23 protein-coding genes are annotated in these 24,533 nt (G+C 56.0%); 14 read left to right on the top strand and 9 right to left on the bottom strand.

Translation table 11 applies throughout. From position 1 onward, the window contains the following. Positions 1–31 precede the first annotated feature (31 nt). Genes RUESEDTHA_RS18650 through RUESEDTHA_RS18635 form a run of 4 tightly spaced genes read left to right on the top strand, consistent with a single transcriptional unit; the run spans position 32 to position 5,142 of the window. Entirely contained in the window at positions 32–1,585 is a 1,554-nt protein-coding gene (locus RUESEDTHA_RS18650; protein ID WP_180888171.1) for a UxaA family hydrolase, read from the top strand. Between the two features lie 40 nt (positions 1,586–1,625). Continuing rightward, complete coding sequence (locus tag RUESEDTHA_RS18645) at positions 1,626–3,152, top strand: sugar ABC transporter ATP-binding protein (protein WP_180888170.1); 1,527 nt, start codon at positions 1,626–1,628, stop codon at positions 3,150–3,152. Continuing rightward, positions 3,149–4,156, top strand: coding sequence for an ABC transporter permease (locus RUESEDTHA_RS18640; RefSeq protein WP_180888169.1), 1,008 nt, complete (start codon positions 3,149–3,151; stop codon positions 4,154–4,156). The genes RUESEDTHA_RS18645 and RUESEDTHA_RS18640 overlap by 4 nt, the downstream gene beginning before the upstream one ends. Positions 4,157–4,197: 41 nt before the next feature. Further along, positions 4,198–5,142: an ABC transporter substrate-binding protein gene (locus tag RUESEDTHA_RS18635; protein WP_180888168.1), complete on the top strand. Its 945-nt coding sequence runs from the start codon at positions 4,198–4,200 to the stop codon at positions 5,140–5,142. 66 nt (positions 5,143–5,208) lie between these two features. Here the strand turns inward: RUESEDTHA_RS18635 and RUESEDTHA_RS18630 are convergent, their stop codons facing one another. The 7 genes from RUESEDTHA_RS18630 to RUESEDTHA_RS18600 all read right to left on the bottom strand — a co-directional run bounded on the left by RUESEDTHA_RS18630 (position 5,209) and on the right by RUESEDTHA_RS18600 (position 13,261). Further along, positions 5,209–6,021, bottom strand: a complete 813-nt coding sequence (locus tag RUESEDTHA_RS18630; RefSeq protein WP_180888167.1) for an IclR family transcriptional regulator — start codon at positions 6,019–6,021, stop codon at positions 5,209–5,211. Between the two features lie 112 nt (positions 6,022–6,133). After that, positions 6,134–7,090 (bottom strand): substrate-binding domain-containing protein, encoded by a 957-nt coding sequence (locus RUESEDTHA_RS18625; protein ID WP_180888166.1) that lies wholly within the window; start codon positions 7,088–7,090, stop codon positions 6,134–6,136. An 82-nt stretch (positions 7,091–7,172) separates the two neighbouring features. Next, entirely contained in the window at positions 7,173–8,456 is a 1,284-nt protein-coding gene (locus RUESEDTHA_RS18620; protein WP_219635897.1) for an ABC transporter permease, read from the bottom strand. 28 nt (positions 8,457–8,484) lie between these two features. Continuing rightward, positions 8,485–10,035, bottom strand: coding sequence for a sugar ABC transporter ATP-binding protein (locus tag RUESEDTHA_RS18615; protein ID WP_180888165.1), 1,551 nt, complete (start codon positions 10,033–10,035; stop codon positions 8,485–8,487). A gap of 524 nt (positions 10,036–10,559) precedes the next feature. Then, positions 10,560–11,540, bottom strand: a complete 981-nt coding sequence (locus tag RUESEDTHA_RS18610; RefSeq protein ID WP_180888164.1) for a GTP-binding protein — start codon at positions 11,538–11,540, stop codon at positions 10,560–10,562. A gap of 4 nt (positions 11,541–11,544) precedes the next feature. After that, on the bottom strand, positions 11,545–13,017 hold the full coding sequence (gntH, locus tag RUESEDTHA_RS18605; protein ID WP_180888163.1) for a guanitoxin biosynthesis MBL fold metallo-hydrolase GntH: 1,473 nt from the start codon (positions 13,015–13,017) through the stop codon (positions 11,545–11,547). Positions 13,018–13,027: 10 nt separating this feature from the next. Next, complete coding sequence (locus RUESEDTHA_RS18600; RefSeq protein WP_180888162.1) at positions 13,028–13,261, bottom strand: hypothetical protein; 234 nt, start codon at positions 13,259–13,261, stop codon at positions 13,028–13,030. Positions 13,262–13,360: 99 nt separating this feature from the next. Between RUESEDTHA_RS18600 and RUESEDTHA_RS18595 the strand changes: the two genes are divergently transcribed. After that, positions 13,361–14,689, top strand: a complete 1,329-nt coding sequence (locus RUESEDTHA_RS18595; RefSeq protein WP_180888161.1) for a hypothetical protein — start codon at positions 13,361–13,363, stop codon at positions 14,687–14,689. A 24-nt stretch (positions 14,690–14,713) separates the two neighbouring features. On the opposite strand, the gene RUESEDTHA_RS18590 is transcribed toward RUESEDTHA_RS18595, so the two are convergent. Then, entirely contained in the window at positions 14,714–15,508 is a 795-nt protein-coding gene (locus tag RUESEDTHA_RS18590; protein ID WP_180888160.1) for a carbon-nitrogen hydrolase family protein, read from the bottom strand. Positions 15,509–15,635: 127 nt separating this feature from the next. Here RUESEDTHA_RS18590 and RUESEDTHA_RS18585 point away from each other — a divergent pair, with 127 nt between their 5' ends. The 9 genes from RUESEDTHA_RS18585 (at position 15,636) to RUESEDTHA_RS18545 (ending at position 23,110) form a co-directional block, all read left to right on the top strand. Further along, a complete protein-coding gene (locus tag RUESEDTHA_RS18585; protein ID WP_180888159.1) occupies positions 15,636–16,544 on the top strand; it encodes a LysR family transcriptional regulator in 909 nt (302 codons plus the stop codon). 143 nt (positions 16,545–16,687) lie between these two features. Further along, on the top strand, positions 16,688–17,599 hold the full coding sequence (speB, locus tag RUESEDTHA_RS18580) for an agmatinase (protein ID WP_255431820.1): 912 nt from the start codon (positions 16,688–16,690) through the stop codon (positions 17,597–17,599). A 22-nt stretch (positions 17,600–17,621) separates the two neighbouring features. Continuing rightward, a complete protein-coding gene (locus RUESEDTHA_RS18575; RefSeq protein ID WP_180888157.1) occupies positions 17,622–18,698 on the top strand; it encodes a PotD/PotF family extracellular solute-binding protein in 1,077 nt (358 codons plus the stop codon). A gap of 69 nt (positions 18,699–18,767) precedes the next feature. Beyond that, complete coding sequence (locus RUESEDTHA_RS18570) at positions 18,768–19,826, top strand: ABC transporter ATP-binding protein (protein WP_180888156.1); 1,059 nt, start codon at positions 18,768–18,770, stop codon at positions 19,824–19,826. A gap of 11 nt (positions 19,827–19,837) precedes the next feature. After that, a complete protein-coding gene (locus RUESEDTHA_RS18565) occupies positions 19,838–20,677 on the top strand; it encodes an ABC transporter permease (protein WP_180888155.1) in 840 nt (279 codons plus the stop codon). Next, positions 20,674–21,459 carry an ABC transporter permease gene (locus tag RUESEDTHA_RS18560; RefSeq protein ID WP_180888154.1) on the top strand — a complete coding sequence of 262 codons (786 nt, stop codon included), beginning with the start codon at positions 20,674–20,676 and terminating at the stop codon, positions 21,457–21,459. The genes RUESEDTHA_RS18565 and RUESEDTHA_RS18560 overlap by 4 nt, the downstream gene beginning before the upstream one ends. Positions 21,460–21,465: 6 nt before the next feature. After that, positions 21,466–22,053 carry a nitrile hydratase subunit alpha gene (nthA, locus tag RUESEDTHA_RS18555; RefSeq protein ID WP_180888153.1) on the top strand — a complete coding sequence of 196 codons (588 nt, stop codon included), beginning with the start codon at positions 21,466–21,468 and terminating at the stop codon, positions 22,051–22,053. A gap of 9 nt (positions 22,054–22,062) precedes the next feature. Beyond that, on the top strand, positions 22,063–22,725 hold the full coding sequence (gene nthB / locus RUESEDTHA_RS18550) for a nitrile hydratase subunit beta (RefSeq protein WP_180888152.1): 663 nt from the start codon (positions 22,063–22,065) through the stop codon (positions 22,723–22,725). Beyond that, the gene (locus RUESEDTHA_RS18545; protein ID WP_180888151.1) at positions 22,712–23,110 is read left to right on the top strand and encodes a nitrile hydratase accessory protein; all 399 of its coding nucleotides are present in this window, start codon (positions 22,712–22,714) and stop codon (positions 23,108–23,110) included. Before nthB ends, RUESEDTHA_RS18545 begins: the two co-directional genes overlap by 14 nt. Before the next feature lie 119 nt (positions 23,111–23,229). On the opposite strand, the gene RUESEDTHA_RS18540 is transcribed toward RUESEDTHA_RS18545, so the two are convergent. Beyond that, positions 23,230–24,465 (bottom strand): RidA family protein, encoded by a 1,236-nt coding sequence (locus tag RUESEDTHA_RS18540; RefSeq protein WP_180888150.1) that lies wholly within the window; start codon positions 24,463–24,465, stop codon positions 23,230–23,232. Between the last annotated feature and the right edge of the window lie 68 nt (positions 24,466–24,533).

Genomic DNA, 24,533 nt, shown 5'->3' with positions numbered 1-24,533 from the left:
TAGCAACATTGCCCAAGCAAGCGGGGAAAAGATGCAAGCACATAGCGGCACAAATGTTTTGGAAGGGGCGACGCGTGATGTCGTGAAGCTCAACCCTCAAGACAATATCGTCATTGCTTTGCGGGACTTGGAAGCGGGTGAACAACCTGCACCTGTTCCTGTGCCGCTCGTCGCGTCAGTCGCCCGGGGCCACAAGATTGCCGTGAGTCGAATCCAAGCCGGACAGAATATCATCCGTTATGGTCAAGTCATCGGGCAGGCCAAATGCGATATCGTGCCCGGCGAGCATGTCCATGTACACAACCTAGGCATGGGGGCGCATCAGCAGGATTATGCGTATGCCAGTGCCAATGCGCCCTTGCCAGCATTGACTGAGGAGCGAACCTTCGACGGCTATCATCGGACCGACGGCAAGGTGGGCACCCGGAACTATATCGGCATTCTGACAACCGTGAATTGCTCGGGTTCCGTCGCGCGGTTCATCGCCGAGGCTGCGGAAAAATCCGGGCTGCTGGACAATTTCCCTAATGTCGACGGCGTGGTTCCGATCGTGCACGGGACCGGCTGTGGAATGTCTGGTAAGGACGAAGGCTATGCCACCCTGTTCAGGACGCTGTCCGGTTACGCGCAGCATCCGAATTTCGGGGGTATCCTGCTGATTGGGCTGGGATGCGAGGTTATGCAGGTGGCTGACCTTGTCGGAGGTCGCCCAATCCGCGCTGATGGCGCCCTGCGATATATGACCATTCAGAATGAGGGTGGAACACGCCGCACTATCGAGCGGGGATTGGAAGAACTTCGAGGAATTGCAGAACTGGCCAATCAGGTTGAACGCGCACCAGCGCCGATCAGTGCCATCACGGTTGGAATGCAGTGCGGCGGATCGGACGGGTATTCAGGGATCACTGCGAATCCGGCATTGGGATATGCGTCGGACTTGCTTGTGCGTCATGGCGGCACGACGATCTTGTCGGAAACGTCCGAAGTCTACGGCGCGGAACATCTGCTCACTCGACGTGCAGAGACGGTCGAAGTTGGCGAAAAGCTGATCGAACGCATCCACTGGTGGGAAGATTACACCGCCCGCAACGGCGGCGAGATGGATAACAACCCAAGCCCCGGCAACAAGCGCGGCGGGCTGACGACCATTCTGGAAAAGTCGCTTGGGGCCGTTGCCAAAGGGGGCACTGCGCCTCTGCGCGATGTCTATAAGTTTGGCGAGATGGTCGACAAAAACGGGTTCGTCTTCATGGATAGCCCCGGTTTTGATCCGTGTTCGGTGACTGGGCAAGTGGCCTCGGGATCCAACCTGATTGTGTTCACGACCGGTCGTGGATCGGTGTCCGGATATCAGCCGACGCCCTGTATCAAGCTGGCAACCAATTCGGAAATGTATGCGCGCATGGCCGATGACATGGACCTGAATTGCGGCGACATCGTCACCGACGGGGTCAGTATCGAAACCAAGGGCAAGGAATTGTTCGAGATGCTGATCCGGGTTGCCTCGGGCGAGAAAACCAAAAGTGAGGAACTTGGCTTTGGGGGCGTTGAATTCGTCCCCTGGCAAATCGGCGCGGTGATGTAGTCGCGTTGGGCCCAAGGGAGAGGGGCACATGGGAGGGAAAATGACTAAACTGGTCGAAATGACGGGGATTGATAAATTCTTCCCCGGTGTGCACGCGCTGAAATCCGTGCAGTTCGATCTTGAACCGGGCGAAGTCCATGCGTTGATGGGTGAGAACGGCGCCGGAAAGAGCACGTTGATGAAGATCCTGTCAGGGATCTATCAGCGCGACGGCGGAACCCTAAAGATTGAAGGGCGTGACGTTAGTCCGACAACCCCGCGTGAGGCACAGGATCTGGGCATCGGGATAATCCATCAGGAACTGAGCCTGATGAACGACCTGACTGTCGCGCAGAATATCTTTATTGGGCGGGAACCACGCAAGAGTTTTGGCCGATTGGACGAAGCGGCTTTGAATGCGCAAACAGCCGAAATCTTCGCCTCGATGAACCTGAACCTTGATCCGAAGGCTTTGGTCGGCAGCCTGACGATTGCAAAGCAACAGATGGTCGAGATCGCCAAGGCGCTGTCGTTTCGGTCCAAGGCGCTGATCATGGACGAGCCAACGGCCGCGTTGAATGACGCAGAGATCGCCGAGTTGTTTGTGATCATCCGTCGCCTCAAAGCTGAAGGCGTGGGTATCGTTTACATCAGTCACAAGATGGACGAGCTAAAACAGATTTCGGATCGCGTAACGGTTATGCGCGATGGCGAATACGTCGGAACGGTTGATGCTGCCGAAACCCCGATCAGCCGGATCATCGCCATGATGGTGGGGCGCGAGGTCAAGGAAGAACCGCTGGACGTCCCTGATTTGGGTGATGCCGAGATCTCCTTGCAGGTCACCGGCCTGAGCCGGGACACTGAGATTCAGGACGTCAGTTTCTCGGTCCAAAAGGGCGAGATTTTGGGTTTCGCCGGGTTGATGGGCGCAGGACGTACCGAAGTCGCGCGTGCCATTTTCGGGGCTGACGCCAAGGAAAAAGGTGAAATACGGGTACATGGTCAAGTGGTGTCGATCAAATCGCCAACTGACGCCGTCAAAGCCGGGATTGGATACCTGTCAGAGGATCGAAAACACTTCGGCCTCGCCACGGGTATGAACGTGCGTGACAATATTGCGCTTGCCTCGATGGATCTGTTCACAGGCGCAGGTGGGGTTCTGAACGACAGCGAAATCAGTGACACCGCCAAAAGCTATATTCAGCAACTGGGCATTCGAACCCCCTCGGATGTTCAGGAGGTTCGCCTTTTGTCGGGCGGCAACCAGCAGAAGGTGGTCATCGCCAAATGGCTGCTGCGAGACTGCGATATTCTGATCTTTGACGAACCGACACGCGGTATCGACGTCGGTGCGAAATCCGAGATTTATAAACTGCTGGAAGAACTGGCGGAACAGGGCAAGACGATCATCGTGATCTCGTCTGAACTGCCCGAGATTATGCGCCTCAGCCATCGCATCGCAGTGATGTGCGAAGGGCGACTGACCGGGATTCTTCCCGGCGGCAAAGACACCACTCAGGAAGACATCATGCATCTGGCGACGCAGCGTGCGGCGGCGATGCAGGTAACAGGGACAGTCCAATGACTACCGCAACAGACATAGAAAAGAAAAAACCACTCGCGGGGCTGTCCGACAGCGGCGCCTATCAAAAACTGCTCGCATTCGCCAGCTTGATTGTTCTGCTTATCGGCTTTTCCATTGCATCGCCCAACTTCATGCAGACATCAAACATGATCGCCATTCTGCAGGCGACTTCGGTTAACGGGGTGCTCGCCGTGGCGGCAACGCTGGTCATTATCACTGGTGGGATCGACCTGTCGGTTGGTACGCTGATGACGTTTTGCGCCGTGATCGCCGGGGTGGTCCTGACTTATCTAGGGATGCCATTGCTGCTGGGTGTTGCTGCAGCCATTGCGGCAGGGGCATTCTGCGGGCTTTGTTCGGGCACGTTCGTTGCCAAGATGAAAATTCCGCCCTTCATCGCCACGCTTGGGATGATGCTGATCCTCAAGGGTCTGTCGCTGGTAATTTCGGGCACGCGGCCAATCTATTTCAACGACACACCGGGCTTTGACTTGATCTCGCGCGGGTCGCTGATCGGAGAGGTCTTCCCGGCGTTACCCATCCCCAATGGCGTGCTGATCCTGTTTTTGGTGGCGATTGCAGCGTCGTACATCCTGAGCCGCACAGTTCTGGGCCGTTACACCTTTGCCTTGGGTTCGAACGAAGAGGCCGTGCGTCTGTCAGGTGTAAACACCGACGCGTGGAAGATGCGCATTTACGCTCTGGCGGGTGCAATCTGTGGCATCGGCGGCATCCTGATCGCCTCGCGCCTGAACTCGGCCCAACCCGCGCTGGGTTTGGGATACGAGCTTGAGGCCATCGCGGCCGTGGTCATTGGCGGCACTTCGCTGTCGGGTGGGCGCGGCACAATCTTGGGTACGCTGATCGGCGCACTGATCATGGCGGTGCTGACCAATGGGCTGCGGGTGCTGTCCGTGGCTCAGGAATGGCAGACCGTTGTCACCGGCGCGATCATCATTCTGGCCGTCTATGCCGACATGGCGCGGCGCAAGAAATCCGGTTGAACAAGACAAAGACAAAACGACAAACAGTGGAGGAGAAAAACATGTTTACACGTCGTTTCCTATTGGGTGCGCTCAGCGCGGCCACGATTGCAGGCCCGGCCTCGATGGCTGCCGCTGAGGATATCTATATCCCGCTGGTATCCAAAGGTTTCCAGCATCAGTTCTGGCAGGCGGTGAAGTCCGGTGCGGAACAGGCGGCGGACGAGTTCGACGTGACCATCACATTTGAAGGTCCGGACAATGAAACGATGGTAGACCGTCAGATCGACATGCTGGCGGCTGCATTGGCCAACAACCCCAAGGCCATTGGCTTTGCCGCGCTGGACAGCCAGGCTGCGATTCCGCTGCTGAAGCAGGCTAACGAAAAAGGTATTCCGATCATCGCTTTCGACAGTGGCGTCGACAGCGACATTCCACTTTCAACTGCGACGACGGACAACCTTGCGGCTGCCGGACTTGCGGCTGACAAAATGGCCGAGAAAATCGGCGGCAAAGGGAAAGTCGCAGTCGTAGCACACGACCAGACAAGCCGGACAGGTATCGACCGTCGCGATGGTTTTGTGAACCGGATTGCGGAAAAGTACCCGGATATCGAAGTTGTCACGGTTCAGTACGGTCAGGGTGACCACTTGAAGTCGACTGAGGTGACCAAGGCGATCCTGACAGCAAACCCTGATCTGAACGGCATCTTTGGCACAAATGAAGGCTCTGCCATCGGCGTTGTAAACGGCGTTCAGGAGTTGGGCACCGAAGGTCTGGTCATCATCGGCTATGACAGCGGCAAAGCCCAGAAAGATGCAATCAAAAGCGGACTGATGGCTGGTGCAATTACCCAAAACCCTGTTGGCATCGGGTATGAGACCGTCAAAGCGGCAGTATCTGCCCTTAAAGGGGAAGAAGTTCCTGCCCTGATTGATACCGGGTTTTACTACTACGATGCGTCTAACATCGACGATCCCAAGATCGCCGCTGTTCTGTACGATTAAAGACTACCACTCACGAAAATTGTCCGGCCTGCCTCTGGGGTGGGCCGGATAGCTTTTGACCTCAGGTCAAGCGAATTGATGCCAGGGGGTACGAGGCAGCGGCATTCGGGTCGCGACACTTGCCTGTAGCTGCGCCGCGGTTTGCTTGAGAGCCTCAATGACAAATTCCCGCCGGTTGTCGATCAGTGCTGATGCGAAATGGGGGATTGTCAGGGACGCGATCACCGTTTCGCCCGAGCCATGCCGGATTGGGGTCGAAATTTCATGGATAGCGTTGCTTTCAACACTTCCGAGCGAGATGTAATTCTGGTCCGCACAGACTGCAGCTTGATCGGAAAACTCCTGCAAGGCATCAGGATTTTCGTCGCCTGCTATCCGTCGTAGGTATGCTAGCCGTTCTTCGTCAGAAGCCAATTCCGAAAGAAAACACGCTCCGGCAGAGGTCGAAAACACGGGCGATGTGTAGCCGACCTGTACCGTGACGCCGTAGTTTTGAGAGGATGAAACACTGTTGATCACAATTAGATCGTCTTTGCTGTTTGGCACCCAAAGGTGATTTGACAGCTCAATTTCTTCAGCGAGGCGATGCATGTAAGGTTCAGCCAGTTCAGCCAGTTTGCTGTTGTCTGTCCTGTCTCCACCCAAAAGGGCAAGCTTTCCAGTCAGCTTGAACAGATCACCCTCCTGACGTTCGATGTACCCGCGTTCTTCGAGCACGATCATCATGCGGAAGATTTCATTCTTTGATCGACCAATTCCCTGCGCAAGCTGAGACAGCGTAGGGGCGGTGTCCGACAGAGACAGAAACTCAAGAATATCCAGACCTTTCTCCAGAGCAGGAGCGGAGTATTTTTGGAGTTTCGTCTTTTGTTCGGACATTCGTACCACCTTTTTCGAAGCTTTCTCAAAAAAGACAGCAGGGGCGCAAGCCCCTGCGTGTCCGGCCGGCCGTCCCGACAGGGAGGAGAAAGGTAGCCGGCCTAAACGATCTTTACAGACCGTTCTTCTTCAGGATCTCACCGGCATTGTCCGAGGTGATCGCTTCGGTGCCCATGACAACTGATTTCGGTACCTCTTCACCTTTCAGGTGCTTCAGTGCCTGACGCAGACCTTCGGCGCCCGGAGTCGGGTACAGGAAGGTGGCCGACAGCTCGCCATTGGCGACCCAGGTCACACCTTCACCCGGTAGCGCGTCAACACCAATGAAGATGATGTCATCCGCACGACCTGCGTCCTTGGCGGCCAGATATGCACCATAGGCCATCGGGTCGTTGTGGCCGTAGACCATGGTGATGTCTTCATAGTTGCGCAGGGCGGTCGACATGATGTCATAGGCCTGATCCTGCTTCCAGTCGCCCGACTGTTGATCCAGCAGGAAGGTCACGCCGTCCTCGCCGTCGAAGGCTTCGTGGAAGCCGTTGGCGCGGTCATGCGCGGCTTGTGTTCCCAGGCCCCCCCAGATCTCGACGATGGTGCCTTTGGCTGCACCTGCACCGCCCAACTGGTCCAGCGCGAACTTGCCTGCCTCACGGCCGATCAGTTCGTTGTCGCCGCCAACCCACTGAACGAATTTGTCGGTGTCCACGTTGCGATCCAACACAAAGACAGGGATGCCCGCATCGGTTGCCTGCTCAACCACGCCGGTCAGACCGGCGGATTCCTTGGGCGAGATCAGGATCGCGTCCACTTCCTGACGGATAAAGTTCTCAACATCCGCAACCTGCTTTTCGGTGCGGTCATTGGCGTCTGCAATGATCAGTTCGACATTGTCGTGCAGATCCGCTTCGGCGCGTAGATCTTTGTTAAACTGAACCCGCCATGGTTCGACCGTGGTCACCTGCGAGAAGCCGATTACATAGTTATCAGCCGCCAGTACCATGGATGCCGAAAATGAAGTCGCGAGCGCGGTAGCGGCCATCAGGCCCTTGCCAAATGTTCTTCTTTTCATAGTCTACTCCTTAGTCATGATGCGGGTTTCTCCAAATTCCCGCGTTCTGATTGCTCTGACCTTGGTCCGCCAAGATTTGAGGTCAGAGCCTCCTCCCTCTGCCCAGGCGCTCTTTCGCCATGACAAAGATCTCTTCAAATCGCCCTTCCTGAAGCAGGACGGCGACCACGATGATGATGCCTTTCAGCACCAGCTGCGTGTTGCTGTCGATGTTGTTGAGTTGCAGGATGTTGCTGAGGAAACCGAAGATCAGCACGCCCACGAAGGTGCCCATGATGGCCCCACGACCACCCATCAGGCTGGTGCCACCGATCACAACGGCTGCGATTGCGTCCAGTTCCAAACCAAGACCGGCATCGGGTTTGCCTTGCCGGAACTGCGCCACATACAGCACCCCGGCCAGCGCCGACAGACCGCCCGCCAGCGCATAGGTGATGATCTTGTTGCGGCCCACATTGATGCCTGCCAGGCGCGCGGCTTCTTCATTGCCGCCGATGGCCATCAGATAGCTGCCGAAGGTTGTGAACCGCGTGATCAGGAAAAAGATCAGCAGCACCGCCAGAAAGAACAGGCCCGGCACAGGCAGAACGCCCCACAAAAGTTCACGCAGCACTTCGAAATTCTCGGTTGCGTTGCTGCCGGTATAGACTGGATAAACAGCGGTATCTTGCCCCGCGATCACGCGCGCCAGACCCAGCGCGCCCACCATCATCGCCAGCGTTACGATAAAGGGCTGCAGGCGACCATAGACGATCAGCGCGCCGTTCACTGTGCCCATGACGGCGCCAATACAAGGCACTACGATCAGCACAGCCAGCACTCCGAACTTTGGCATCACTTGCCCCGCCAGCCAGACCATCACGCCGATGGCAATTGCAGCGGCGACCAGACGGCTCAGCATCCGCGAAGGCGCGCTGGCTGTCGGATTGTCCGAGCTGCGGTTCAGGTTGCTTTGGACGAAATAGATCAGGGCCGCGATCGTCACGAAAAGGACGATCCCCGTGGCGGGAACGCCGAAATAGCTGGCTGCTGTCCAACCTTCCTGCGTCAGCAACATGGCGCAGATCACCGTGCCCAAAGCCATGACAGACCCCACAGATAGATCAATGCCAGCGATGAAGATCACCATCGTCATGCCGACTGCGACAATCCCGGTGACTGACACCTGCCGCAGGATGTCCGTCAGGTTCCCCAGCGACAGAAAGATGTTGTTGCCCTTGGAAGAAAGGGGCGAGGTCAGCGCGCCAAACAGGATCAGGGCGAACAAACCCCAATAGAGCTTTGTTTTGTTCAATAGCTGCACGAACATCGACGCTGCGGGGCGGTCCTGTTTCACTGTCGGGCTGTTGGGTTCCATAACGGTCATGTCTTTTCTCTTTTGTGGGCCGGGGCAGTTAGCGGAACTGCATCGCCAGGGCCTTGATTGTGTCCACGGACATTTCTTTTCGGGAAAGCTCTCCGGCCATCTGGCCTTCGCACAGGACGATCATGCGATCACAAACAGCCATGAACTCAGACAGCTCAGAACTTGCGAACAGGACCGATATACCCTGATCCGCCAGTCGCCCGACCAGGTCGTAGATCTCATCCTTGGCTCCGATGTCGATGCCGCGTGTCGGCTCGTCCAGCAGCAACACACGCGGCTGCGTTGCCAGCCACTTGCCCAGAACAACCTTTTGCTGGTTGCCGCCGCTCAACTTGCCAACCGGATGCTCCGGGCCAGTTGCCGCGACCTTTAGCGTTTCGATTGCTTTTAGAGCCTGTTTGCGCTGTTCAGCTTCGGAAAACCGTCCAAAGCGGGACTGCAAGGGCATCAGTGGCAACGCCACGTTGGATGAGATCGAGCGATCAAGGATCAACCCATTTCCCTTGCGGTCTTCGGTAATCAGGGCCAATCCGTTGCGCACCCCGTCTTGAGGTTTAACTGGTCGAAGCTTTTGGCCTTCCAGTGTAATTTCGCCCTGGTAATTGGCGCCTCTTGCGCCAAACAGGGTCTCAAGCAATTCGGTGCGGCCAGCACCCAATAGGCCGCCGATACCCAGGATCTCACCACGCTTCAGATCAAATGAAACATTGTCCAGCACTTTGCGTTTACCGTCCCAGGCTGACAGGTTCGCGACCTGCAATACGGTTTCATCCGTTGCCGGTTTCTGGCGTTCAACTGCGTTAATCTCAACCGTGCGACCGACCATCATGCGGATTAGTTCAGCCGAGGTCGTCTCTGAGGCCAGCCGTGTTCCGATCAGGTCCCCGTCACGCAATACAGTGACCCGATCTGAGATTTCAAATACCTCATCCATACGGTGCGAGATGTAGACAACGGCAACACCTTGCAGGGCAAGGTCACGCACAACCTCCATCAGAATATCTGCCTCGGCCTGCGACAGGGCCGAGGTCGGCTCATCCATGATCAGCAACCGCGCATTCATCAGCAAGGCGCGGGCGATCTCGACAAGTTGCTGCTCGCCCACGCGCAAGTCTTTGACTGGCGTGTCGATGTCCAACGTAAAGCCAAACCGGGCCAACGCCTTCTTTGCCTGTTCCTGCAGCGCCTTGCGGTCAATGAAAGTACCGAATTTTCGGGGTTCATGCCCAAGCAGAACATTTTCGGCGACTGTCATTTCCGGGATCAGGCTCAGCTCCTGATGCATGATGACGATACCGTGCTTTTCGGCATCGCGCGGGGCATCGAACTCTACGGTCTCCCCGTCGATCTGGAATTGTCCAAATGTAGGTTTTTGTACGCCGGAGATGATTTTGACCAGCGTGCTTTTTCCCGCGCCATTCTCACCCATGAGTGTGTGGATTTCACCGCCGTCGAAAACCAAGTCGACATCTCGAAGAACGGACACGCCCGAAAACGACATGCCAATCCCGCTGAGGGACACGGTGATCTGGCTTTCGTTTCCTCGTTGCGCACGCAGAGCAGATTCTTGCTTCGTCATCACAGCGCCTCCCTTCGCTGATCAAAACGGTTCACCGTAAAACGGTTTCATATACAAAACCACATACGCCAATGAAGCGTCAAGAGTTATTTCGTACTCGGCAGCAACGCAAAAAAAGGGCCAGCGAGTCTATCGATTTTCCAGTTGGGTTCAGGCTTGCTACTTGGCCAAAAACCGACGGTTTAAACCTTTGAAAGGTATAGATTATGGCTTGGGTTTCAGGGTCAGCCTTTGAGGCATGAGCCGGATGAACCTGCGTTGACGCGCGCGCAAGCATCGACGAAACGCACCCCCTTCAAGTCATCGTAAACCGTTGGATAGTGCGCGTCGGCCGACGGACTAAACCCAGACATGTGGGCAAGAATGGTGCTTGCGGCTTGCGTGTAGAGATCGTTAGGGGAGCTCCGGTGGAAGGGGCTGATCCAGGAGGCGGCATTTGCTGCTGACGCATCAGACAATTTGTCCAAAACTCAGGAACTGAGGTTTCAGCAGATGTGCGAACCGGAAGGTGCCTTTACGAGCCGCTATGCGGTTTCCAACAACGCATCGGAAAGCGCGTATTCCGAAAGGGTGCCCGGTGCGCCAATTGCGACGAGCCTTGTTTCGGGTTTTCGGCTGCCCCACGCCCCATCCCGTGCGATGTCCATACGCTTTCCGACGACTTGTACAAGGATGCGATGATCCGGATCCTCTTGGCTGAAGACAAAACCCTTCAGGCGATAGACGTCGCCGGGAAGTTTTCGAATAGCACTTCGAAGAGATGACAGACTTATCGGGTTTTCAACTTTCATCATGGTCGTCGAAAAACTGTCTGAATGATCAGCGTGACGACAGCCGCAGTCGGGGCCATGTTCATGATGTTCAGGTATTTCCGTTTCGAGTTGTTCTGCCGCAAAGCGGCCAACGGAAAGAAGTATGTCCAGTGGCACGTTCGCATTGACGGCTTCGACAAGACGATATCGACGGAAACGTGAGCCAAGCCAGTCATGCACCTTCTGAACTGTGGCCCTGTCGACAAGATCGACCTTGTTCAAAATAACCATGTCGGAAAATGCGATTTGACGGAGCTTCAGTTCCATCTGTTCCGGCGCGGCAAATAATTGTTCCGCATCAACAAGACACATAAGGCTGTCCAGGCGGATCATGTCCCGGAACCGCTGATCCGTAAACGTCATCGCAATTGATGACGGGTCCGATACGCCACTTGCTTCGAGGACGATGTATTCCGGTTTCTCAGGCCGGGCGAGAACGGATTCCACAGTCTCAATCAGATCATCCCGGATCGAGCAGCAAACGCAGCCATTCGCCAGACTCATCACATCATCTTCAAGGCCAACAACGAGATCAGCATCGACGTTGATGGACCCAAAGTCATTCACCAGAACCGCAACCCGCAGCCCGTGATTGCCTGTCAGGATACGGTTTAATAGTGTTGTCTTACCGGCCCCAAGAAAGCCGGTAAGGATCGTAACAGGGATTGCGGATGCCGAACCGAATTCGATCATGTCGTCACTCCGCCTTTTTCTTGCGGTTCGGGATGACGTCATCGACCTTGATGACGAAATCGCTGGGCCATTCTGGATTAGGGGCTCGGAATACGTCGGCTGGATAGTATTCCTTGGGATCAATCTCCATATCGCGGTATTTCTGATCCTGCTGTTCCGCCCGTGATGATCGCGGTGCCGGTGGCTTGATTTCATCCGGCAAAGTGATCCTGCCTTCGGCTTCCATTTTGCCCAATTCGCGGAATGGCGCGACCGAACCGGATTTCCCCGGAAGCGTTGCCTTCCGATACCAGATTGCATCCTTTGTGACGTTCACGACGGCGACATCCAAACCCCAAGCGAATAGCCCGTCATAGTGGGCTCGGATTCCTGCCAGCATCTCGGCATCAATGTCCTCGTCCTGCGTATAGTGGGTTACCATTGCAAGCCGTGGGCGCGCCTCAGCCATCATCTTACCGACCGCATAGTGCGAGGTGTGGTGGGTATCGATTGTGTAGTTGAACAGTTCTTGCGGCAGGCCGTATTTGTAGGTCATCAACTGACCGATATCCTGACCGGACATTTCGGTGACAAACACGTCGACGCCTTTGCCATACTCAAGGCTCAGTTCATCGGGACGGCCATCGCCGGTCCAAACAAAGCTCAGGCCGTTCCAATCCAGCCGATACCCGACGGCACCGTCCTTGGCATGGCTGCGCGGCCAGGACCGAACCGTCACGCCGTCTTCGTCGTAGACAATGCCGCCTTCTTGACGGAAATCGAATTCATTGACTTCGATCTCGTACCCGTCCCCGATTGGGAAGACGTCAAATGCCTCCAGATGCCATTTGAGCATCTGTTGCATGCCTTTTACCATTCCGGCAGTACCAAGTTCGGGCGTCCGACCAGAGGGGCCATGAATACGCAGCGGCGTGTATCCACCAGACCAAGCCCGGAACGGGTAGATGTAAGGAATATCGGCGTAGTGATCGACATGCAGGTGTGTGATGAAGATGTCATTGATCAATTGACCCGGAACCTGCATCCCGATGATATTGCGAACGCAGCCCGATCCGAAATCGAAGAAGAACCGTTTTCCATTACCCAATTCCACCATGATACATGTCCCGGCCTGATCTTCACGGGGTGGAAATGGCGTTGAGCCACAGAATGAAATCCGCATCTCGTCAGGTCCGAGTTCCTCGGACAGCGGGAAATAGTTCGCGTTCGAGCCTGTCATGTACTTCGTGGGGCGAAAATACTCTGGCAAAGTGATGCCTCCGGCAGGCCTGCCGCCGTAAGGGTTCTTAAGGGTCTCACCCAGTGGTCCATTGCCTTGGTGCGCTTGCGCTTCGCCTGAACCGTAACTGACCGCTCCGGTTGCGACTGCACCTGCGGCCAGCCCCTGCATAACGTGTCGCCGCGAAGGGTTTTCGATTTCGTCAGATTGCTGGTTCGGATTGTTCTTAATTTCTTTGCTATTGTCTTCTTTTGTCATGGCCAAGCCCTCAATTGGAAATGCTGTGAGGATCGCGCTTCACCATCCGGCGAAGCTCGTTCACGAGTTCAGATTTGATGTGGGCCCATTCCGCGCGCTCCGAGGCTGTGATGGATATGTCATCCAATTGCGTCGAAACCTTCCGTAGGTCTTCGATGACTTCTTTCAGCAACGCATCCGCTTTGATACGCCCTGAAAGCACTTCGGAGAGTTCTGGTATCTCTTCAATCAGATCCACCGCCACTGGATAAATCCCGGTTCCCACTATCTATTCTCACATCCAGATGAGTGTGGTTGACCGCATCGGCCAAGTGAGTCACCGTGAGTTGGGGGTGAGTTTGCCTTGAACACAGTCAATGATTTGCAGATAGATCAAGATGTTGGGCAGCCGTCGCCGGATCTTGTCCGCGAAGCACTCGCGCGTGTTGTATCAAGCGAAGAGTTTCAGGCTTCGCCCCGTCTCCAGCAGTTTCTTACCTACGTTGTCGAGGAAACTATCGCGGGTCGCGGACCCCAGATTCGGGGCAAAACAATCGCTGTCGAGGTCTACGGGCGCCGCATTGACGGTTCTGGCGGTCAAAACCTTGTTCGCGTCGAAGCCAGACGGCTGCGTCGATTACTGCGTGAGTTCTATGACGACCACTGGGATGGTACCAGCGTTCAGATATTTGTCGATCCTGGTGGCTACAAACCTCGGTTTTCGAACGAGGCCCTGCCTGAAGATCGCACCGAAAATGTTAGAACGCACAAAGGTGCTGCGCGGCGTTCCTGGCGCGCATTGCTTTTCGGACTTGGGGCTCTCGCTTTTGTCGCTGGCCTTGGGATTTGGCTCGGCTGGGAACGCAACGAGTCTATGCCAACACCCAATTCCAGAGAGCAAGCGGAACGAGCCGCACTTGGCGAGCAGTCGTTGACGCGATTGCAGGCGTCTAACCTTGCGGATCAGGCGCGCGGCATGTTTTTTCCCGTCTTTGACGCCGAACGTCAGCGGATCGCACTAGGAATGTTCCAGCACGCGACTGAACTCGACCCAGCGCTGTCCGACGGCTACGCCGGATCGGCGCAGGTCTTGGCAACTCTGGCTTTGTTGTCACCTGATGAAGCTCAGAGAAAAGACTTTATTGGTCAAGCTTCGAAATTGTCGGGGCATGCGCTTGAATTATCCCCAACTGATGCATGGGCGAATGCTGCAAATGGATGGGTGTTGGCTGTAAGCGGTCAGTCAAACGACGCTTTGAAATTTGCGCAACTTTCGATCGAACTGACCCCATCGGACGGCCATGTTTTGGATCTTGTTGGAATAACGGCCATTGTTGCCAATGCACCCGAGCTTGCAGCCCAAGTCAGCAACCCCGAGAGGCCCCGAACGGGATCTGGCCGATTTGGCGCAAGAAACATCTGGGGGGTCTCGCAGCTTATGCTCGGGAATTACCAAAGTGTTGTCGAAGCCTTTCAAGGCGCGCCAGCCGCTGGCGCACCTGTCAGCGCTCCTTCATTGCTGTTTCAAGCTGTCGCGCAAAACAAATTGGGAAACTCAGAGTCTGCGCGACAACTTGTTACTGAAATGCGAAAGACCTGGCCCGAGTTTCCTTACGAATTTCTCACCAACAGAATCTTTCCAAATGCTGGTGCGACCCGAGATTCAATATTCGAAACACTAGAAGTGTATTGACCAATTTGGTTGCAAGAATCCGTGTCACGAACGCATAAGGTCAAGCGTTAGCGTATCCGACAAATAAGGATTGTCTGAACGGGACTTTTCATATCCGGCCGGATCCATCTGCGCCGAGATCAGTGCGGCTTTGTCTTGGGGCGCAAAGGCCAGTTTCTGCCCGTCTGGGGCCACAATCGAAGACATGCCCTGATAGCTATAGCTTTCATCGGCACCTGTATGGTTGGCATAGACAATAAAAACCTGGTTTTCGAACGCGCGCACGGGGATCACATGTTGGGTAATGAAAGCGCCCGCGGGCCCTTCGGCCATCGCGGTTGGAACGATAATCACCTGCGCGCCAGCTTGTGCCAGCCTTCGGGCATTTTCCGGAAATTCGACATTATAACAGATCAGAAAGCCTAGTTTCAGGCCGTGCATAGTGGTCAGGATCGTTGACCGCTTAGGCGTGTCAAAAATCCCTTTCTCGTAATCGCCATAAAGGCAGTATTTCCGATAGATCAGCGTCGTGTCCGGATCGTCGCTGTTGATGATGACAGCGCTGATATAGCGCCCCTCACCGTCGGCTTCGGGAAAGCCGGTGACAAGGCTGATGCCGAGGTCGCGCACCAATTGCTGCAGTTTTTGCACCCACGGCCCGTCCTTTGGCTGCGCCAACGTCCGCAGTTCTGCCCCGCGTCCATATCCGGAAATGGCCAGCTCGGGCGCGACGAGCAGATCGGAGCCCTCTGCCTTGGCATCGCGCATGGCTTGTTCCAACCGGGTCAACCGGTCTTGGGGGGTGCCGCCCGCCTGCATCTGAAATGCGGTGATTTTCATGTTCGGCCCTTGTCGTGGTGCAATTGGATCAAAAATTCAGCGTTTCCTTGCGCGACCGTATTCAGAATGCCGGGGTTCAACAAATAGTGCGTTGCAAACGGATACATTTCTCGGGCTCAATGAAAGAATGAAAATCACTGGCTCAGACATCCATCTTTTGACCGTATTTAACAGTGTGGTGCGCAATCGGGGCTTTTCGGCCGCGCAGGTCGAGCTTGGTCTCAGCCAGCCAACGATCTCAAATCATATCACCGCGTTAGAGGAACGTTTGGGCGTGCGCCTGTGTCAACGCGGACGTCGTGGGTTCCTACTGACCGAGAAGGGTCAGATGGTGCATGAGATCGGTATGGCTCTGCTTGGGTCTTTGGACGAACACTCGACCCATCTGGCCGAGTTGAAAGGCAATATGGTGGGCCGTCTGAAGCTGGCGGTGGTTGACGCCACCACAAGCGACAAGAATTTCAAGCTGCCGCAAGCAATAAAACGGTTCACCGAAACCGCGCCCGCAGTTCGGATTGATCTGTCGATATCTGAGCCGCAGGAGATTCTACAAGGTATCTTGGACGGCAGTTATCACATCGGGATTGGAAGTTTTGATAATGTTGGCAACGGGTTAAGCCTGACCGATTTATACGAGGAAAACCACGCGCTCTATTGTGCGGATACACATCCTCTTTTTGCCGCCCCCGCCGAAGAGATCACCGAGGATGTGATCGCACGTCAGGCCTGGGTGCATCGCGGATACTGGAATCAGCAAAGGCGGAAGACCTTGAATCCGTCCGAAAGGGACTTGTTTGTGCAGGAAATCGAAGCTCAGCTTATCTTGGTTCTAAGCGGCGCCTATGTCGGCCTGTTGCCCCTGCATCTGGCCGTCCCGCTGGAGCGTGAGGGCCGTGTCCGGCGTCTGCCCAATAGCCACGGCGACTATACCTGCACCATGCAGATTGTCACCCGCTCCGGGAGCCTGCCCAACGTCAATGAGCTGTTCATTTCAATTCTAGAAGAGGTTTATGAGGCAAATTACATTGGGAAATGAAAATGTAAGAGTTTGCGCAACGGTATTTTTCGCCCGTCCGCCTCTGGTTAAGGTCTGGCGATAATCGAAAAAACAGAGCGACGGGAACCACAATGCCAGACACCGCAAGGCCGCATTTCAATCAACCTTTGGGCGGAAATGAGATGCCGCGTTTCGGGGGTGGAACCACGATGATGCGGCTTCCGACTCAGGATACAGCGCAGGGGCTGGATGCTTGTTTCGTTGGGATTCCGATGGATATCGGTACGTCGAACAGAACCGGTACACGTCACGGCCCACGGGCAATTCGCGCCGAAAGCTGCATGTTGCGGCCCTTTAATATGGCCACCGGCGCGGCACCTTTTGCCAATATGCAGGTGGCGGATATCGGGGACGTTGCGATCAACACCTTTGATCTGAAAAAGACCGTGGACATCATCACCGACGCCTATGATCAGATCCTCAGCCACAACACCGTGCCGATCACGCTGGGCGGTGATCACACGCTGACCTATCCCGTGCTACGCGCGATTGCCCGCAAGCACGGCCCGGTGGCCTTGATCCATGTCGATGCGCATTCAGACACGAATGACGAGATGTTCGGCGAAAAGATCGCCCATGGCACCCCCTTCCGGCGTGCGGTCGAAGATGGGCTGCTGCAAAATGAAAAAGTTTTTCAGATCGGGTTGCGCGGCACGGGTTACGCGCCCGATGATTTTGACTGGGGCCGCAAACAGGGTTTTACCGTCATTCAGGCCGAAGAATGCTGGCACAAGTCTCTGACCCCCTTGATGCAAGATATCCGTGCAAAGATCGGAGATACGCCCACCTATCTGACCTTTGATATCGACAGCCTGGATCCGGCCTATGCCCCCGGCACGGGCACGGTTGAAATGGGCGGGCTGACCAATATCCAAGCGCTTGAGATCGTGCGCGGTTGTGCCGGGCTCAATCTTGTCGGAACCGATCTGGTCGAGGTTTCGCCGCAGTATGATGTCAGCGGCTGTACCGCGCTGATCGGGGCTAATCTGGCCTATGAAATGCTATGTGTCCTGCGCGGAAACCGGGCCAACTGAACAAAACCAACAGGAGATCGTAATGCCAACCACCTTTTCACGCCGCCGCTTTCTGGGCACTGCCGCCGCAACCGGTGCCGCAGCCCTTGCTGCGCCTTCGATCGTCAGCGCCGCACAACCTCTAAAGGTCGGAACCTATGGCGGGTTCTTCGAGGACAGCTTCAAGCAGTTCATCTTTCCCGAATTCACCAAGGCCACAGGGATCGAGGTGAACTCGGTCGCCGTTCCTACGGGCGAAACCTGGCTGGTGCAGATCAAGAACGCCGCCCGTGCCAAAACCGCGCCTGCGGATGTTTCGCTTATGGCTGGAATTCCGCGCAGCAACGGGGCAGACCAGAAGGTGTTCAAATCGCTGGACGATTCCAAGATCCCGAACCTGTCGAACATGCCCGATACATTCAAGGACCGCTATGAGGACGGCAGCTTGTACGGTGTGGGTGCGGTGTCGTGGTATATCACGCTGTGCACCAATTCAGACGAAATCCCTGATGCGCCTGATAGCTGGGCTGCACTGTGGGATGAACAATACAAGGACCAAATTGGCCTGCTGGGGCTGGCCTCGAATTCGCACATGCTCGAGGTGACGGCGGCCACGTTCTTTGGCGGCACCGATATTCTGGACACCAAAGAGGGTATTCAGCAGGTCTTTGACAAGCTGTCCGAACTCGTCCCCAACGTCCGGCTCTGGTACAAGGACGAAGGTGCGTTCCAACAGGCGTTGCAGGATGGTGAGATTCCCATGGGGCAGTATTACCACGACGTTGCGGGCCTTGCCGCTGCCGAAGGCTTCCCCGTGGTTTCGACCTTCCCGAAAGAGGGCGCGATTGTCGACTCGGGCTATTGGATTGTACCTGAACACGCCAAGCCGATGGATGAAATTCATGAATTCATCAATTTCATAGCCGCCCCCGAAACACAGGCGTTGCTGTCGCGCAATGTCGGCACCTCGCCTGTGATTGACCCGGCCCTGACGGACCTCACGGCCGAGGAACTGGCTGCTGTCAGCAGCCCCAAAGCTCCGATCATCCCGCGATATGATATTTACAAGGATCACGGGAACTGGATCTCCGACACCTGGAGCCAGATGATCGCCGGTTAACCACTCACGAACAAAGGGCCGTTCCGCTATGCGGGGCGGGCCACCCCAGTTGTTGAAAGAAAACACCCCATGCCAGGTCTGAGCATCAAAAACGTCACCAAGAACTTCGGCACAGTGACGGCCGTCAAAGATGTGAACCTTCAGTTCAATACGGGCGAGATGATCTGTTTTCTGGGCCCGTCGGGTTGCGGAAAAACCACTCTGCTACGGATGATCGCCGGGCTGGACGACCCCACGAGCGGCGCAATCCGGTTCGAGGATCAGGACCTCACCGGCGTACCCGTTCATCAGCGCAATATCGGCATGGTGTTTCAGTCCTTTGCCCTTTTCCCGCATCTGAATGTGGGTGAAAATATCAGTTATGCGATGCGCATTCGTGGCCATTCCCGGTCAGAATGCGAAGACCGCGCGCGGCAGTTGCTGGATATGGTTCACCTGCCGGGGCTTGAGGATCGCAAGATCTCGCAGCTGTCGGGCGGTCAGCGTCAGCGTGTAGCCATCGCGCGCGCCCTGGCGCTGAACCCGCAGGTTTTCCTGCTGGATGAGCCGATGTCGGCGCTGGATGCCAATCTGCGCGAGGTCATGCAGATCGAACTGCGCAAGCTGCAACAGGAACTGGGCATAACTACTGTCGTTGTCACCCATGATCAGACCGAGGCGATGACCATGGCCGATCAAATCGTGGTCATGGGCAAGGCGCAGGTTCTGCAAACCGGAACCCCGATGGAGATTTACAAAACCCCGGTCGACAAATTCGTGGCCGGGTTCATCGGCACCAGCAACCTGTTGCCGGCCAAGATGTCAGGGCCAGACGGCGTGCATGTGAACGGGGTCGATCTGACGGTGGGTGGCAACACAGGCCATTTCTCCCAAGGCGATGACGTTCTGCTGATGACCCGCCCCGAGGAGGTGTTCGTGCATCACCCCTCGGACATGAATGTGGCCAATTCAGTCACGGGAACGGTGACATTTGTGCGCGATATTGGTGCCACGATCGAGATTCTGGTGGATTGTGCGGGGCATGAGGTGATCTCGGTCCTGACGCCAAAGGATTGGCCGGATGTGAAAGTGGGCGATCAGGTTCATGTGGAAATGCCCGCTGCGGCCTGCAGCGTGCTGGCGGTGTAGGGGGCGGTGGGATGCAGACAAGCGCGCTTTCACGTTATATCGGGCTGATCCCGTCCTCGGTGATGATCGGGGCGTTTTTCGTGATCCCATTTGTGCTGATCCTGCTGACCAGCGTGTCGACCCCCACAGACGACGGAGGCTATGCCACAAGCTTTGACCTCCAGCATTTCGAACGGTTCCTGACGTGGTTCTACATCGAACGAGCGCTGTTCTCGGCAGGGCTGTGCGCGCTGATCGCGGTGCTGAGCTTGCTGATCGCGTACCCGTTCACTTATTTCCTGACCAATTTCCCGCCGCGCACGCAGACCTATTGGCTGATCTATATCCTTGCGCAGCTTTCCCTGTCCGAGGTCCTGATCGCGTTCAGTTGGCAAATCCTGCTGTCCCGCACCGCGGGCGTGGCCAATATCCTGGTCTGGATCGGCGTGATCGAGAAAAGCTTTGCCATGACCCCTTCGGCAGGCGCAGTGGTTGCTGCGCTGGTCTATCTGACCGTTCCGTTTTCGGTATTGTTGCTGTTCCCTGCCCTTAGTCGTCTGGACAAAAGCCTGATCGAGGCGTCGCGGACACTGGGTGCATCCCCTTTACGTACGTTCTTTACCGTGGTGGTGCCGGTCACACGGCCGGCCATCATCTCGGGCGGGGTGACGGTATTCGTGCTGACGTTGGGGGCCATCATTGTGCCGCAGGTTCTGGGCAAGCCCGAACATTGGACGCTGTCTGTGCTGATCACGGATCAAGCGATTTTCAACTTCAATATGCCTTTTGCCTCGGCACTGGCGGTGGTTTTGCTGGTTCTCAGCGCCACGGTGATCTGGCTGGTCACGAAATTCTCGGGGAAAAAGGCATGAGGGCACTACGCAGCATCTATCTGGCGCTGTTTGCGCTGTATCTGATCGGGCCGATCCTTGTGATCGCGGCTGTGTCGTTCAATGCCAAGAAGTTCCTGGCCTTCCCGCCGCGCGGCTTTTCCTTCCGCTGGTATGCCGAGGTTTTCGTGGCGAATGACTGGTTCACGGCGTTGAAGAACTCGCTGTTTGTCGCCTTCGCCTCCGCCAGCCTGTCGGTTCTGATCGCCCTGCCCGTGGCATATTTCGCGTGGCGCTATGGGCTGCGCTATGCCAAGGCACTTCTGGCGCTTGGGGTGGCACCCTTCATTCTGCCGCCCGTGATTATGGCGTTGGCCTTCCTGTTGTTCTTTACAGGGATCGGTGTGAACGGGCTTATGATCAACGTCATCATCGCCCACGCGATATTCCTGTTGGCGCTGCCTTTGGTCACGATCTCGCTGGGGTTGGAAAGCGTCGATACCGCACTGATCGAGGCCAGCCAGACCATGGGTGCCTCGAACGCCGTCGTTTTCCGCACCGTGATCCTGCCGATTGCCGCCCCCTTTGCCTTTGCGGGTTTTGCGTTCTGCTTTGTCCTCAGTCTGAATGAATATATCATCGCGCTGATGACCGTCGGATTCTCGGTCGAGACGTTGCCGATCAAGATTTTCAATGCCCTGCGCTATGGCTACACGCCGGTTATAGCGTCGATTGCGGTAATCTTCATGGTGATCAACATCGTGATTTTTGCCCTGATCGCGCGGTTTTCAAACTTGGCGCGTATTCTGGGCGCGATGGAGTAACCGACGATGCCGCATGATCACGACCCGCTGGAGGAAGGCCCCGCCCTGCGCGTGCGCGCGCTGGAAGAGCTGATGGTGGCCAAGGGGCTGGTCAAGTCCGAAACGCTGGACAGTATCGTTGAATATTACGAACGCGAAACCGGCCCCCGAAATGGCGCAGCGGTGGTCGCGCGGGCGTGGACCGATCCGGACTACAAAGACTGGCTGCTGCGCGACGGGTCTGCGGCGATCAACGCGATGGGGTTCAGCGGGTTTCAGGGCGAACATATCCGCGTGGTTGAAAACACCGAAACGGTTCACAACGTCATCGTTTGCACTTTGTGTTCGTGCTATCCGTGGCCGGTGCTGGGCCTGCCGCCCACATGGTACAAAAGCCCCGCCTACCGGTCGCGCGTCGTGCGCGAACCCCGCGCGGTTCTGGCGGAATTCGGTGTCAGCCTGCCCGATGAGATGCAGATCAAGGTTTGGGACAGCACGGCCGAGATCCGCTATCTGGTTCTGCCACGCCGCCCCGAAGGGACCGAGGGGCTTTCCGCCGCAGAGCTGGCCGATCTTGTCACCCGCAACGGCATGATCGGCACGGCGTTGATTTAGGGGCAGGGGATGGATGGCATTCATGATATGGGCGGGATGCACGGGTTTGGCCCGGTTCCCTGCGATCAGGATCGGGCCTTTGATTACGACTGGCAAAAGCGCGCCTTTGCCCTAACCGAGGCCCTAGCTTGGTCGGTGCCCTTCTGCGCCGATGAACACCGCGCGGCAATCGAGCGAATCGCTCCGGCGGACTACTTGCGGCTGGACTATTTCGAAAAATGGGCCGTGGCCGCCACCGCGCTGGTACAGGCGGCGGGGCTTGTTGATCCGCAAGAAGTGGCCTCGGGGCGCAAACGGTTTGACATCGTGCAAGCCGATCACCCCGCCGTTGACCCGGCTGACGTTCTGGCGGCGACCAAAGCAGGGGCCGAGATGACGTTCCCCGCGTCCACAGCCGCGCCACGCTTTGCCGTCGGTCAGCCGGTGCGCGTTCAGGCCAACAGCCCCGCCGGTCACACGCGGGTACCGCGCTATGTGCGCAACCATTTGGGGCTAGTCGTCGCCGATTCCGGGGTATTCCAGTTCGCCGATACAATGGCCACGGGACAGGGGCCCAGCCCGCAACATTGCTATACGGTCGAATTTCGCGCCTCGGACCTGTGGGGAAACGTCGCTGATGCCAACGGCAGCGTTTGTCTGGACCTGTGGGAGGACTATCTTGAACCCGCCTGACGATCACCACGCCGCGATTGCGCAAGTCACGGCCTCAATCCCGGGGATGCAGGGCGAGGGGCCACTGTTCCAAGCCCCATGGCAGACGCGGATTTTCAGCTTGATCGTAGCCATGGTTCAGAACCGGACGTTTCCCTGGGCCGCTTTTCAGGGGCGGTTGGCGGATATGATCACGGCGATGGAGCAGAAAGAACTTGCTCAGAGCGCTGACACGGTCGAAAGCCGCTATTTTGACTGTTGGCTGGAGGCCGCAGAAGACACGCTGATTGATCAAGGTTTGCTGACAGAGCAGGATGTGAATAACAAGATTAAGTCTCTGGGCCGATTGATCGCACAAACACGACACGAACAGACCGTAAGGCACAAGAACCTTGCTGCTGACTAACCCCTGCCGACCCGGCCAGAATATCGCGTAAAAGATTGCTTACCTTCCGATACCGCGCGTCTTCAAAGGTGGCAAACGGGGTCAGGAAAAGCCTGAACCCGGTTGCCTTTTTTCCTTTGTCACGACGCGTTTGGCGGCGTGCCTTCGCAATTTGAGACAATAGCGTCAATCTGAACTAAAGCGTTTATCGGGATATCTGAAACGCCAATAACTGTTCTGGCTGGAAGGTCCCCAGTGAAAAAGCTCGTGTAGACGCTGTTTACGGCATCAAGGTCAGCAATATTCCTAAGCTGGATATTGAGTTTGACAGTATCGTCCATAGCATGATCGACACTTTCGACAATTGCTTTGATGTTGTTCAGACATTGCTCGGTTTGTTCTGTGATACCTCCGGCAACAATCTCACCAGTCACCGGGTCCATAGGAAGTTGCCCAGAAATATGATTGTAATGAGAGAACGCAACCGAGTGTGAGTAGGACGCCTTTGGTGCATTGTCGGTATTGTTGGCTTCCATGACAATAAATCGGCTGTCTTCCACAAGTTGCGGCGGTGTGCCATCGCCGTGGGAAACGGCTGTGTCAATCTGAACCAATGCGCCCATGGGTAGGGCAGATGCGTTTACGATGGTTCGCGCAGGAACATAATCTGGAAAATACGCGGCGCACGCTTCGCCCACGGCGTCGATATCTGAGAGGTTCTTGAGATAGATCGTTGTCTTAACCACGTCGTCCATGACATGACCGATGCTTTCCAGAATGGCCTTAATATTCTCTAAGCATTGTTTAGCTTGTTCTTGAACGTCACCTGACACAATTTCCCCGGTTTTGGGATCAAGGGGAAGTTGGGCTGTCAGGTTGTTATAGTGGGAAAAGGCGACTGTTTGTGAGCTCAGGTCTTTCGGGGCATTGTCTGTATTTCGCGAAACTTTGACAAGATCTACGGGCTCTTGCGGGGTCGTGCCTTCACCGTTTGATATCAAGGCATCAATTTGCAGCAGCGCGTCGCCCAAGGGAAGGTCTGCAACTTCGACCGTTACGCGGGTCGGAAGATCGTGTTGAAAATATGTAGTGTATACTTCGTTGACGGCGTCAATGTCGGCCATATTTCTGAGGAAAATATTGAGCTTCACAACATCGTCCATGACGTGACCGATGCCTTCAACTATGGCCTTGATGTTGTTCAGGCATTGTCTCGCCTGCTCTTTTACGCCACCCGATACGACCTTCCCTGTATTGGCGTCTACAGGAAGCTGCGCCGTCAGGTTGTTATAATGGGAGAAGGCGACCGTCTGGGAACTCAGGTCTTTCGGGGCTTTGTCCGTATTTCGTGAGTTCTTTTGGATATCGTCGGTCATATGTTGTTTCTCCGTTTTGTGGGCGCGTGGACGCACGAATTTATCCTTGGACAATTCGTGCGTCGGCA

This window comes from Ruegeria sp. THAF57, assembly GCF_903914075.1.
Lineage (GTDB): Bacteria > Pseudomonadota > Alphaproteobacteria > Rhodobacterales > Rhodobacteraceae > Ruegeria.
The sequence above is the reverse complement of the archived record's forward strand: the minus strand, read 5'-3'. Positions and strand labels throughout refer to the sequence as shown.